Origin of the sequence: Flavobacterium crassostreae (genome assembly GCF_001831475.1) — a bacterium.
Lineage (GTDB): Bacteria > Bacteroidota > Bacteroidia > Flavobacteriales > Flavobacteriaceae > Flavobacterium > Flavobacterium crassostreae.
In genome coordinates this window covers 2,246,960-2,260,824 of sequence record NZ_CP017688.1, presented here as the reverse complement: position 1 = coordinate 2,260,824, position 13,865 = coordinate 2,246,960, and the positions used below count along the sequence as shown (strand labels likewise).

Below are 13,865 nucleotides of genomic sequence, written 5' to 3'. Positions count from 1 at the left end.
AGCCTGTCTCAGAGTTTTGTCGAAGGAGCTTATTGGGGTCATTTTTTAAAAATATGCCCACCGTGTTAGGGTTGTCTTTTAGCATTGGCACTAACGTTCCCGCCTTAACTAGTTTGCAGGCTTTGGATACGGATGTTTTTCTTCATAACGAATATACAATTAAAAACGATAATTCCACAGAATCTGCAAATTAGTTAAGGCGATTGTTGTAGGCTGGTTGTTTTCTTCATAAACCTAAAAACACAAACAAATTCCTACTTTAAATTCGAGATTTTTTTATTTAGATTCTCACTTTCTAAAGAACAAATCACTCTATTTCAGTTTTTTTATTTTCGTTGTTGATTTTTTTTAAGATTTAAATCCGAGATTTTTCTTATTTGCTAAATCACTTTGTAAAACACAAATCACACTCATTTAATTTTTTCCGTCACGCTGATAAAATGCCGTTTGCGCTTCAACTTTGGGATTTTCTTGTTTGAAAAATCACTCTGTAAACCACAAATCACGCTGTTTTAGGTCATTATTTTGTTTTGAATTATTTTCAGGTTGGAAATAATATTCTTTAAACAACAAAATCTTTTTTTTGTATTTTAAGAATACATTTTTTTGCGTTTTTTTAGGAATTAAGAAACCTAAACTTTAAAATTATAAACAGTTTTTTCTTAATTAAAAGGTTAATTATGCGCGATTTGGGCGCAACTTGCCTACAACGTTCCCGCCTTAACTAGTTTGCAGGCTTTGGATACGATTACCTTTGCTGTAACGAATATACAATTAAAAACGATAATTCCACAGAATCTGCAAATTAGTTAAGACGATTGTTATGGGCTGGTTTTTTCTTCACAAACCTAAAAACGCAAATATTTTTTGGTTTTAAATTCGAGATTTTTTTATTTAGATTCTCACTTTCTAAAGAACAAATCACTCTATTTTAGTTTTTAATTTTCGCTGATAAAATCCCGTTTTAAGATTTAAATCCGAGATTTTTCTTATTTGTAAAATCACTTTGTAAAACACAAACTACACTTATTTATTTTTTTAGTCAAGCTGATAAAATGCCGTTTGCGCTTCAACTTGGGGGTTTTCTTATTTTAAAAAATCACTCTGTAAACTACAAATCACGCTGTTTTATGTCATTATTTTGTTTTGGATTATTTTCAGGTTAGAAATATATTCTTTAAACAACAAAATGTTTTTTTTGGCTTTTAAGAATCCAGTTTTTTTACGCTTTTTTAGGAATTAAGAACCCTAAACCTTAAAATTATAAACAGTTTTTTCTTATAAAAACGGCTTTATCTGCACAAAATGGGCAAAACTAGCCCATAACGTTCCCGCGCTACATGCAGGCTGGGATTAAAAATGCGTAATCTTTCGGTTTAAAACTAATTTTTCAAATACAAAACCATCTTCAAATTAAGCCAATTGCCCAGCTTGCTTGTAGCGTGTGTTATGGGCAGGGCTTATTCGCCTAAAGTTCAATTCCACCGCTGTCTTTAAACTTTTGTTTGTATTCACTTTGCTTTTCAATTAGTCCTATTTCGGCATATAGTTCAGATAGTTCCCAAAAAGTATATTCAGAAGAAGGTCCAAATTCTTCACTTATTTTAAATGCTTCAATAGCTTCTTCTGTTCGTTTTTCGTCACGAAGAATATAACCAAGGTCTTCTGAAACAACGTTTTTATTTGTCGATTTGGTAAGCCCGTCTTTCAATATGTCAATGCCAATTTGAGGGTTTTCTTTTGCGTAAAACAATTCATAATTACCATAACATTCAGATGCAACTGCTGGAATTATTGTCTGTTTTTGGTCATAAATACTCTCAACTTTTGTCTGTCTAATTATATTTCTTTTTATTATTATTTCTGCAATTCTTTCAGGTGTCATTATTCCAATGAAACAGTCGGTTGTTTTATTGGTAGAAACTTGCTTTGCTTTTACGAAATAATAATTATCTTCTTCTGGTAATAAATGAAAGTTTGTTGGCTCAATAGTCCAATTAAGTTCGTTCTCATCGTTTTGGTCTGTTACAACAAAAACCTTTGTATTAATATCAGAAAAAATGTCTTTTAGTTTCATCGTTGTCTTTTGTTAGCCTTGCCCATAACGTTCCCGCAGTTGTGGTTGTTGCGGATTTGAAAAGCGTAAATTATCTGTAACCACAAAACATAAACTAAAAAATTAATTCCAAAAATGCCAGCAATAACCACAACTGTGTGTTGGCGGTTCGGTTTTATGGGCGGTTCAACTTTCAATTCTAATTAATAATACTTAAAAATTATGCGAATATCATTTCTAAAAACAAAAACATTATTTTTCATTTCTCTTTGTGGTCTTTTATTTTCAATAATTTGTTTTTTACTTGTACTGAAAAACCACTATGCTCTTTTGGATAGACAAAATAAGATGAATTCTGACTGTGAAAAATTAAAGAATCTTTATTATCATTCAAATCTTTGGCATTCTTCTCTAATTGATACACTCTATTTTCCAAATCAGTATTATTGTCGGAAATGCGGTAAGAAACATAAAGTGATAATGCAGAAATAAAAACACTTATAATTACGGTAGCAAATGTTCCAATTTTAATCCATCTATTTTCTATGTTTTCAAAGCTTCTATATAAATAAATCTTTCCATTTTCTGTTAGAGTTCCTAGAAACATCGAATAAGGTAAATTTTTTTCATCTTTTTTCTGAAAAACTCTAATTTTAGCAAGACCCGAAGTATTTAGATTATGCTCTAATCTGGAATAAACAAATTGAAAATCTGTTTTTATATTTTTTTTTAAAAAAGGAGATATATCTATTTCGTCTGGCCTCCCGCCATTTTTGAGCAGATATTTCAACAAACCATATTCTAAATCTATAAAATTAGTTATTTTCATTTACTATAATATTTAGTTTGGTTATACTTTCTGTTTCGGTTCTCCAAACTGACCGCCAACGTTCCCGCCTTAACTAGTTTGCAGGTTTTGGATACGGGTGTTTTTCTTTATAACGAATATACAATTAAAAACGGTAATTCCACAGAATCTGCAAATTAGTTAAGACGATTGTTATGGGCTGGTTTTTTCTCCCCAAACCTAAAAACGCAAATATTTTTGGCTTTAAATTCGAGATTTTTTTTATTTAGATTTTCACTTTCTAAAGAACAAATCACTCTTTTTTAATTTTTCACGTAACGCTGATAAAATCCCGTTTTAAGATTTAAATCCGAGATTTTTCTTATTTGGATAATCACTTTGTAAGGAACAAATTATACTCATTTATTCTTTCCCGTCAAGCTGATAAAATGCCGTTTGCGCTTCAACTTGGGGATTTTATTGTTTGAAAAATCACTCTGCAAACCACAAATCACGCTGTTTATGTCATTATTTTGTTTTGGATTATTTTCTGTTTTTTAGTAATACTCTTTAAACAACAAAATATTTTTTTTGGCTTTTAAGAATCCAGTTTTTTTGCGCTTTTTTTTAGGAATTTAGAACTCCAAACCTTAAAATTTTAAACAGTTTTTTCTTATAAAAACGGCTTTATCTGCGCAAAATGGGCAAAACTAGCCCATAACGGTTCACCGCTATAATTTCGGCGTGGAATTGTGAAAACTGAACTAGATTTAAAAAACAAAAAACAATTATAAACGGTAATTCCACTAAAACAACGCTGAAATATAGCGGTTGTTAGCGGCACACCACGAATACTTAACTATTATGACAAGACTAATAAAATTTAAAGGAAAAACAACTGATACAAACGAATGGGTTTATGGTTATTTAATGGGAAAAGATATTATTGGAGATTTTATGAATCACTATTTTGTAATTCCAAAAACGGTATCGCAGTTTACAGGGAAAATTGACAAAAACGGAGTTGACATTTATGAAAATGATATTTGTAATGCCAATTATTTTAAGCTGCATATTGTTGATTTTTGGCAAAATGGATTTCATTTTAAGTGTTCTCGATTTGAATCGCATCATACTTTTTCAACTGCCAAACATACATTTGAAGTTGTAGGAAATATTTTTGATAACGCTGATTTAATCGCAAACAGAAGCGGTTGCCACTAACGTCCTCGCGCCTCATGCAGTTTGCAGCTTTTGGATGCGATTATTTTCTGCGTAACGAATATACAATTAAAAACGGTAATTCCACCGAATCTGCAAATTGCTTGAGACGTGTGTTATGTGGCGTAGCAATAGCCACAAAGTACTTCTATCTTGCTTTTTTTGGCACGAATTCTCTTTAAAAACAGAAACATTTTCCATTTAAAAAACACATTATTAAGTAGTTTTTCTTATAAAATTAAAGATTGTCTTTTATAAAATAAACACTCTGAAAATATCATTACACACTTTTGAAGTCGCAAAAAAAATCCGTTTCAATTCCATCAAACCTTTTTCCCTTTTGGGCTTAAATTTCTGGTCACTCTCTTTTATGCAACTTATTTTGATTGATTTTTTCGGTTTTAAATCGCAACATTTATTCCTTTTATACTTTATTTTCCTTAAATATATTATTTGGTGAAAAATTATACTAATTCGCCCGATTTTTCGGCAATAAAAAGCCGTTTCTAAGAGAAAAGGAGGGAGGTTTTAACTTACATTACTTTTAAAAAATATATGCTTAAAAACGTTAATTTTCTATTTTAAAAACGAATTTTCGGAGCTATGCCACATAACGTCCTGCCAGTTTGAGATGGCTGGAAGTTCGTAATCTCTCAATTTTCTGCTTAACGAAAACTTGATGCGATACGGTAATTCCACTAAACTCCGGCTATATCAAACTGGCTGTTATGCCTTCGGTTTTTTATTTATTCCAATATTCAAGTTTCAATTTTCGGTTTCGCTTCCGCACCGTTCAAGTCGGAAGTATTTTTAAAAATAATCATTATGGATGTTTCATATTTAAGACCTCGAATTATTTGGGCGAATGAAGAAAAAACAGAAGTCAAAATAGTCTCGGAAGAAGAATATCAATCTTATTGCGAGAAATTAAGTTCAGAAACCATTAATGGCGAAGTTCCTTCAGTCAACCTAAACACAACTTGATTTTTAACTATTTCAGAAATACAGAATACGCAATATTTTCCAAAATCGCCATTATTTCTAAAATCATCATATTCGGTTTTATTGAAGTTTAAATTATCTATATTATAAACTTTTGATTCTTTTTTGTCGATTAAAGTTAGGCTGATTTTGGTATTACTAATAACTCTAAACACAAGACTTATTTCGTCTTTAGTTAAGTTTTTAAGTAAATATTCGTAAGCTTCCATTCCGTCGGTATATTTATCAAATACAATAGATACTACTGGTGGTTCAATGCTATAATCTTCCGCTTTAAAAAACAAAATTTGTTTAGATTTTTGGAATGATTTTTCAAATTCTGTTTCTGTCATATTTTCTGTGTTTCGGTTTAAACTGAGGCATAACGTCTTGCGGCTTGCAGAAGTGGCGAACTTCGGAACCGATTATTTTCCGTTAAGATAAAATTTCTTACGAAAGATAAACGTGAATTTACCACATATTTCGCCATTTTTGCAAACCGCTGTTGTGCGTTCGGTTTTTTATTATTATTAATTATTCCAATCACTTTTATTTAATTCAAACCAATTGTGTTCAATTCCGTTGTAATCAAATGTTTCAACTAATTTTAAACCACTTTTCAAAAGCACATTTTTTGAGTCGGAATTTTCTATGTCACAAATTGCATAAATCTTTTCCGTTTTTAAGTTTTCAAATGCATATTTCACCAACGCAATACTTGTTTCAGTTGCAATTCCTTTTCCCCAATATTTTTCTATTAATCTATATCCAATTTCATAAAAATTAATATGATTATTCATTGTTTCTTTTATAAGTTTGATTCCTGACCAACCGATAAATTCGCCAGTAACTTTATCAATTATTGCCCAACGCCCAATTCCGTTTTCAACATATTGTTGTTTGATTATTTTAATATTTTTTTGAACTTCTGTAATATTTTTTACGGGTTCCTTTCCTAAATATCTATGAACTAAATGGTTGCTATCTAGTTCAAATAAACCATTTTCATCATTTTCAGTTATTTCTCTTAAAATAAATCTTTCAGTCTCAATTTTTATATTCACTTTTCTTTCTGTAAAATTTCAGGTTTATTTCGGATTTCTGGGCGCTTCAAACTGACGCACAACGTCCTCGCGCCTCATGCAGTTTGCAGCTTTTGGATGCGATTATTTTCTTCATTACGAATATACAATTAAAAACGGTAATTCCACAGAATCTGCAAATTGCTTGAGACGTGTGTTATGTGGCGTAGCAATAGCCACAAAGTACTTCTATCTAGCTTTTATTGGCGGAAATTCTCTTTAAAAAGATAAACATTTTCCATTTAAAAAATACATTATTGAGTGGTTTTCCTTATAAAATTAAAGGTTTTATTTTGTAAAATAAACACTCTGAAAATACCATTACACACTTTTGACGTCGCAAAAAAAATCCGTTTCAATTCCGTTTAACCTTTTTCGCTTTTGGGCTTAAATTTCTGTTCACTCTCTTTTATGCAACTTATTTTGATTGATTTTTTCTGTTTTAAATTGCAACATTTATTCCTTTTATACTTTATTTTCCTTAAATATTATTTGGTGAAAAATTATACTAATTCGCCCGATTTTTCGGTGATAAAAAGCCGTTTCTAAGAGAAAAGGAGGGGAGTTTTGACTTACATTACTTTTAAAAAAATATATACTTAAAAACGTTAATTTTCTATTTAAAAAACGAATTTTCGGAGCTATGCCACATAACGTTCCCGCCTTAACTAGTTTGCAGGCTTTGGATTCGGATGTTTTTCTTCATAACCAATATACAATTAAAAACGGTAATTCCACAGAATCTGCAAATTAGTTAAGACGATTGTTATGGGCTGGTTTTTTCTTCACAAACCTAAAAACGCAAATATTTTTGGCTTTAAATTCGAGATTTTTTTTATTTAGATTTTCACTTTCTAAAGAACAAATCACTCTTTTTTAATTTTTCTCGTAACGCTGGTAAAATCCTGTTTTAAGATTTAAATCCGAGATTTTTCTTATTTGTAAAATCACTTTGTAAAACACAAATTACACTCATTTAATTTTTCGTCAAGTGGGTAAAATGCCGTTTGCGCTTCAACTTTTGGGATTTTCTTGTTTGAAAAATCACTCTGTAAACCGCAAATCACGCTGTTTTATGTCATTATTTTGTTTTGAATTATTTTCAGGTTGGAAATAATATTCTTTAAACAACAAAATCTTTTTTTTTTTGATTTTAAGAATCCATTTTTTTGCGTTTTTTTAGGAATTAAGAACTCTAAACCTTAAAATTATAAACAGTTTTTTCTTATAAAAACGGCTTTATCTGCGCAAAATGGGCAAAAATAGCCCATAACGTCCCGCTAGTAGGCGATGGTCGGGCTAAATAAAGCAATTATTTTCGGATAATCACAAATTTCCCAAATACAAAACCATTTTTCCATTAAGCCTAATTCCCGACTATTGCTTACTAGCTGTTACCTGTAGCCTTTTGATTAATATTCTTAAACTTCTTCTATCTGAAAATTTTCCTTTTTTGCTAATTCAAGTAAATTGTGAATATTTCCTATTCCCCATTCTGTTGAAACTGCGAATGGAATGTTATCTCCACTTATCAAAATATAATCATTTTCAACAAAATGACGTTTTTTTGGAGCGTTTTCATATTTAGTTTTAATATGATCCAAAGTATTTATAACACCTGTTGAGCCTTGCATATTTGGAGGGAATTTTTTATATAATTCTTCAAAAGTTGAGTTTGGATTTCTTTTCAAGTATGCTTTAACAACCTCATAAACTAATCGCCCTTTTCCAAGTTTCATTTCATTAAACAAATACTTAGTATTATCTCTTGAATTCTGAATTGCAATCTGTCTTTCGATTGTTTTTTCTTTGATTTTAATTAGATAACTTTCGGCTTCTGGAAGAGGAATAATTTGGTTAATATCTAATAGTAAATCATCTTTAAAATTATATGGAGTTAATTTTACGCAAGTAATATCAATTCCTTTGCTTATTAACCACATAACTGAAGTCGTTAGTTCTTTTGAAAAGTCTCTTGATGCAAGAACTATTTTTACATTTGAAGCAAATTCATTTTCTAAAGGAGTTTCCCATTCCAAAAAATTCATCAATTCATCTTTTGCATTTGTTTGGAAATCTCTTTTGTCGATATAATTTTGATATATAGAAACACATTTTTCAAAATTCAAAGTTGAAATCATTGATGCATATCGTAACGCTTGGAGTTCCATATGATCTCCTGTATCAGTTCTTTTTAGTTCGATTACTATGAGATTTGCGTCTTTATCAATTCCAAGCAAATCAATTCTTCTTCTACTTTCATCCCAATCTGAAAACTCTTCGGAAATAATTAAAGTATTTGGACAAAGTATGTGAATTTTATCTCTCAGATAATTTTGCAAATGAGTTCTTTCAAGTATTCCATTTGCATGAAAACTAGTTTCATTGACTTCATAAATTCCATCTTTTGAAATATTGAATATTGCCATTTATTTTCTTGTTATATGATTATTTCTGGTAAGGTTACAGGTAACGTTCTGGCGCTTGTAGCAGTTGGGGAATAAAGATGCGAGTTTTCTCCATTAAACACAAATTTTCCAAATACAAAACTATCTTTAAATTAAGCCAAAAACCCCAATTGCTACAAACGGCTGTTAGGTGTTGTTTTTTATGAAGCTCGGTGTTAAATCACTTATTTTTTCATTTTTAATTTCAACTTGATTTATGAAAAAAATAATATTATTAAAATTTATTGGTAATGGTATGTCAATCTTTGAAAGTTTGTCCAAAATAAGACTTCTATCTGCTTTTAATAATTGTTTTGCTAGATTTGAATCTTCATTAAGCAATTGCCTTAATTCATCTTTTAAAGGACTTAATTGAAACTTCAGTCTATATTTATTTCGGAGCATTGCTTCCCAATTTTTTTCTTTAAAGTGTTGATAAGCTAGCTCACTAAATAATGATTTCATAGCTAAGTCATTTACTTCTAAATTTGCATAAATACCATTTAGTAATCGTTCTTTTTCAGAATGTTTAGACCATTCTTCTTTAGTTTTATACCTTAAACTATGATCAATTTCGTGCCAACCTTCAGATAGTATAGTTCTTAACTGAAGTTCAAAAGTATTATCTGACAAACAGAGTGTTTCACTGTTAGTTACATTAATTATATCTTCAAAAATTTCCTTTTGTTTTTCATCAAATGAGCAAATAATGTTTGTTCTTTTGGGTTTAAATACTGTTAATTCTATTTCATCAATTTCTTCATCAATGAATTTAAAAACACTTGAAAGAATTTCTTTAACTAGATTTACATCATCGTGAAAGTAAGTTACAATTCTAATTCCAATAATATCTTGTATTTTTTTTCCATTTACTGAATATGGTTTTCCTTCTTCCTTTTTTCTTTCAATTTTTTCAGTTATAGAGTTATTATCTTTAACACGACTGAATGTTCTATATAATAGACCTACTTTATCAAGTCTTTCATATATTTTAGAACAAATATCTTTTTCTATAAGTTGTAAATCTCTATTCATTAGTTATTATTGTGGTTTAAATAGTTCATTGCTTCTCTTGTAATAAATCCAACGTCATCTTTGAAGTGAAGAAACTCTTTTCTAATTAGAGAATCAATTACAGCATTAATCTCTCTGTCAGAATATTCATTTAAACGCATTTTAATAACTGAAAATTTTCTTGGCTTAGGTCTTTTAATATCTACTTGTAAAAATTGTTGTAATACTTGTTGTTCTGTTAATACTTTTTTATCTAAAACTTCATCTATATCATTATCTTTAGAATATAATGAATTAATATCCTTAATGAAATCATTATTATCTTGACAAACGTAAATACCAAAATCATCATAAATTATTGATGTTTTGTTTAGTAAATTGCAATTGTAAAATTTACAATTTTGAAAAGAGGATTTTTGAAAAGAAGTAATTGAAAAAATACAATTTTCAAAAGTTACACCTGCAAAAACGCAGTTTTCAAAATTATATTTTTCAAATTTTAAATCTTTTATAATTCTATCTGACAAGAATAATTGATTATAATTACGAGATATCTTATTCATTAACAAATAATCAGAATCAAAATAAAATTCAGAATCATAACCAAAATTATGATTGTTATAAACTGTCCATAATTTTATTTTATTTTCTTTGCTTTGAATTCTTGATGCTTCAATTGATTTTTGAGCAAAATCTTGAGGGATAATTTTCGTGAAATTATCTTTATAATGTTCTTGAAATTTATTCAAGATTAAATTCTCGCTTATTAAAAAACCAAAAATAAAATCATTAATAAAACCAACATTTCCATCTGATTTTCTATCTAAAAATACGTGATTAGACAATGTTTCAGTTAATTCTTCTATGGATGGTTTTTCTTCAGGTTTATATTTTTTTAAACTTTCTTGTAATATTTTTGGATTGTAATCCTTAATAAAGTCTTTGATAGTTTCTTTTGTTTCTGCTGTAAAGTTATATTCAGACATAAATCTATTTAACTTTCTAAAGATTCTGAACTGTGTTTGATTATCTAGTTTTAAATTTTGTCTAGTCCTTTCTCTAGTCAATAGATAATCAAAGTATTTATCAATTAAAGTACTTTCTTTTGATGTTAGAAATTCTTTTAATTTTTCCAATGGAATATTTCTTAAATATGAAAGAAGAACAGGATTAGAAATTTGATTTATTGGAAAGCCATTATCTTCAATAAATTTCATTCTTTCTGAATGTAACCAATTTTCAATAGTTGGTTCTTTTATTTCAAATCTCGCTAATGAAAAATCTTCTATAGAAGAATTAATTGTTTCTATAAATTCCTCACTATTTAAAATTGCAGTTTTTCTTGAAGTGATTACAATTTTTGCGTCATTTTGAAGTAAATCTACTATTGTTGAAAGCATACTTTCAACATCTTTTTTGTTACTATCTTTGGTAATTAATTCATCAAAACCATCAATTATTAAAGGAATTCTCCCTTTGTAAATTTGTTCAAGTACAACATTTTGTTTTATTCCATTTGGAAATTGGTCGTCAATTTCATTTAAAAGTATATGTTTAAAAACTCTTGCTTCTCTATTTCTTGAAAGTTCTGTAAAAAACGGTAATTTCTTAGAATTTTCAACTGTTATGCTATTTAATATTTCATTTGCTGTACAAGTTTTACCAAAGCCCGCAGGTGCTTCAATAATAATAAATAATGCACCTTTAGTTTCAGTAAATAATTCGTTTATTTTTGTTATAATGCTTTTATCTTTTGAAGAGTATGATTTTGCCTCCGTAACTTCTCCAAGTTTATTCTGCATAATAAAATCAAAATCACTATCAATATATTTATAGTGGCTTTTTTCTGGTAAATTTAAAAGTTGTTTACGTACAAAATTTTTATATCTATTTTTTAATTCATTTCCTAACGGAGTTTTTATAAAAAAACCTTCAAATAAATATTCTTCAACTTCTTCTATGTTTTTAACTATTTTAATATCTGTTGCATATCCCAAATCAGATAATTCTTTTTTAAATATAGAGACGTCTGTATTTTCGTCAAAGGAAATTATCTCGGCAGCGTGATACATTCCATATTGTAAAGTATAAATTCTAACTTCTTTAGTTGAATTCTTAGATATTTTATAGTTATATGATTCAAATAATCTATCAACTAAATTTAGTTTTTCGGTCATAAAAGGTTTATTATTTTCTGATTTAATTCTTAATGTTTGAACAAAATTTTCTTGTAAATACGATTTTTCTTCAAAATAACACCTAACGTTCCCGCCTTAACTAGTTTGCAGGCTTTGGATACGATTACTTTCGCTGTAACGAATATACAATTAAAAACGGTAATTCCAGAGAATCTGCAAATTAGTTAAGACGATTGTTATGGGCTGGTTTTTTCTTCACAAACCTAAAAACACAAACAAATTTCTGCTTTAAATTCGAGATTTTTTTATTTAGATTCTCACTTTGTAAAGAATAAATCACTCTTTTTTAATTTTTCCCGTAACGCTGATAAAATTCCGTTTTAAGATTTAAATCCGAGATTTTTCTTATTTGAATAATCACTTTGTAAAACACAAATTACACTCATTTAATTTTTTCGTAAAGCTGATAAAATGCCGTTTGCGCTTCAACTTGGGGGTTTTCTTATTTTAAAAAATCACTCTGTAAACTACAAATCACGCTGTTTTATGTCATTATTTTGTTTTGGATTATTTTCAGGTTAGAAATATATTCTTTAAACAACAAAATGTTTTTTTTGGCTTTTAAGAATCCAGTTTTTTTACGCTTTTTTAGGAATTAAGAACCCTAAACCTTAAAATTATAAACAGTTTTTTCTTATAAAAACGGCTTTATCTGCGCAAAATGGGCAAAACTAGCCTGTTTTGACCCCTATAAAACAAGAGTATTATTGTAAATTTCGATTATTATTTATGCGGTTAATTTTTTCATCAAAATTAGATGCTTATCCTGGTTCCATTTCTCTATTGGGGTAATGCGTCCTAAAAGTCCATGTAGCCTAGTATTATTATAGAAAATCACATATCTTTTTAGTATTAGTTCAATTTCTCCAAAAGTTCTATAATCAACTCTTTGGAACACTTCTTTTTTTAGTATTCCATGATAGGCTTCAATATGTGCATTTTCTTCTGGTGTTGCTACATGGGTAAATTCTTGCTGAACTCCAATGAGTCCAAGGTATTCCCGAACTCTTTTGGCAATAAATTGACTTCCATTATCACTTCTTATCACAACATTTTCAGGGTATTGGTATTCTAAAAATAAATCAGAAAGCAAAGCGATTACTTTGTTTTGTTTTATAGAAAAAGAGAAAAAATCCTTTAATATTCTGCGAGTATGAACGTCTATTATAGATAGTAAATAAGCGTTTTTACCTACCTTTGGGATCCAAACCATCTTAATATCCATTTCTAAACATTCAAAAGGTTTAGTGGTTTTAACTTTTCTATATTTTACAAATTTACGACCAGAACCACTCCTGTTTATTCGGTTTTCTAGTTTCAACAAACCCTCTTCTCTCATAATTCGATACAACTTTTTAGGATTAATTAAGTACCCCTCTCGTTGTAAATAGGAAGTCATTAAACGGTAACCGCAGTCAATAAACTCATTACTTAAAACATCTTTAACAGATTCAACAACAGTATCTTGACTTACATATCCTTGATGTTTATTAAAGGTAAATTCACTAGGTTTAATACCTTTCTTACCTGAGCTTGGTCTTCTATAATAACTACTTTGAACCATGCCTACCATAGCAATAATTTTAGTTTTACTAATCTTATGTTTACTATAAAAACTATCTACTAAATCTTTCTTGGATCGGATGTCCCAAACTTTTTTTTTAAAAGTTCACGCCCGATTTCTAATTCGATTTCCTTGTTAGCTAATAATTTGCGTAGAATTCTGTTTTCTTCCTCAGCTTGCTTTAGCTCTTTACTACTAGTGTCATAAGTTACTTTTAAACCTGCTTCTCCCTGCTTCTCGTGTTTCTTCTTCCAGCTATACAAAGTGCCAGTGCTAAGGCTGTATTTACGGCAGGTTTCAACGGCTCCTAATTCTTCTGAAAAGGATAGGATTTCTAGCTTTTCTTCTAAACTCCATTTCTTGTATTTCATATCTCAAATGTACTATTTGAAATTTAAAATATCACTCCGAACTATTAAGGGGCTAAAATATAGCCCATAACGTTTTGCCACTTAGCGATGTTGGGAACTTCGTGACCGTTTATTTTCCGTTAAAGATAAAACTTTTTGCGAAAC

The 13,865-nt window shown here is 29.1% G+C and carries 11 protein-coding genes; 2 read left to right on the top strand and 9 right to left on the bottom strand.

Annotated elements, in window-relative coordinates; genetic code table 11:
* Positions 1–53 precede the first annotated feature (53 nt).
* Complete coding sequence (locus LB076_RS14075; RefSeq protein ID WP_157776683.1) at positions 54–194, top strand: hypothetical protein; 141 nt, start codon at positions 54–56, stop codon at positions 192–194.
* 1,274 nt (positions 195–1,468) lie between these two features.
* On the opposite strand, the gene LB076_RS10095 is transcribed toward LB076_RS14075, so the two are convergent.
* Both LB076_RS10095 and LB076_RS10085 read right to left on the bottom strand, forming a co-directional pair.
* Entirely contained in the window at positions 1,469–2,077 is a 609-nt protein-coding gene (locus LB076_RS10095; RefSeq protein ID WP_066332778.1) for a tetratricopeptide repeat protein, read from the bottom strand.
* A 238-nt stretch (positions 2,078–2,315) separates the two neighbouring features.
* Positions 2,316–2,885 (bottom strand): hypothetical protein, encoded by a 570-nt coding sequence (locus LB076_RS10085; protein WP_066332773.1) that lies wholly within the window; start codon positions 2,883–2,885, stop codon positions 2,316–2,318.
* Between the two features lie 822 nt (positions 2,886–3,707).
* Between LB076_RS10085 and LB076_RS10080 the strand changes: the two genes are divergently transcribed.
* Entirely contained in the window at positions 3,708–4,067 is a 360-nt protein-coding gene (locus tag LB076_RS10080) for a YopX family protein (RefSeq protein ID WP_070786779.1), read from the top strand.
* A 911-nt stretch (positions 4,068–4,978) separates the two neighbouring features.
* Here the strand turns inward: LB076_RS10080 and LB076_RS10075 are convergent.
* From LB076_RS10075 to LB076_RS10045, 7 genes are all read right to left on the bottom strand, one after another.
* A complete protein-coding gene (locus tag LB076_RS10075) occupies positions 4,979–5,398 on the bottom strand; it encodes a hypothetical protein (RefSeq protein ID WP_066335161.1) in 420 nt (139 codons plus the stop codon).
* A gap of 177 nt (positions 5,399–5,575) precedes the next feature.
* Entirely contained in the window at positions 5,576–6,109 is a 534-nt protein-coding gene (locus LB076_RS10070; RefSeq protein WP_066335164.1) for a GNAT family N-acetyltransferase, read from the bottom strand.
* 1,439 nt (positions 6,110–7,548) lie between these two features.
* A complete protein-coding gene (locus tag LB076_RS10065; protein ID WP_066336447.1) occupies positions 7,549–8,556 on the bottom strand; it encodes a PDDEXK family nuclease in 1,008 nt (335 codons plus the stop codon).
* A gap of 165 nt (positions 8,557–8,721) precedes the next feature.
* Complete coding sequence (locus tag LB076_RS10060; protein ID WP_078055305.1) at positions 8,722–9,609, bottom strand: nucleotidyltransferase family protein; 888 nt, start codon at positions 9,607–9,609, stop codon at positions 8,722–8,724.
* Positions 9,609–11,765, bottom strand: a complete 2,157-nt coding sequence (locus LB076_RS10055) for an NACHT domain-containing protein (protein ID WP_066336444.1) — start codon at positions 11,763–11,765, stop codon at positions 9,609–9,611. Before LB076_RS10055 ends, LB076_RS10060 begins: the two co-directional genes overlap by 1 nt.
* A gap of 748 nt (positions 11,766–12,513) precedes the next feature.
* Complete coding sequence (locus LB076_RS10050) at positions 12,514–13,383, bottom strand: IS3 family transposase (RefSeq protein ID WP_255308385.1); 870 nt, start codon at positions 13,381–13,383, stop codon at positions 12,514–12,516.
* A gap of 26 nt (positions 13,384–13,409) precedes the next feature.
* Entirely contained in the window at positions 13,410–13,721 is a 312-nt protein-coding gene (locus LB076_RS10045) for a transposase (RefSeq protein WP_066337192.1), read from the bottom strand.
* Between the last annotated feature and the right edge of the window lie 144 nt (positions 13,722–13,865).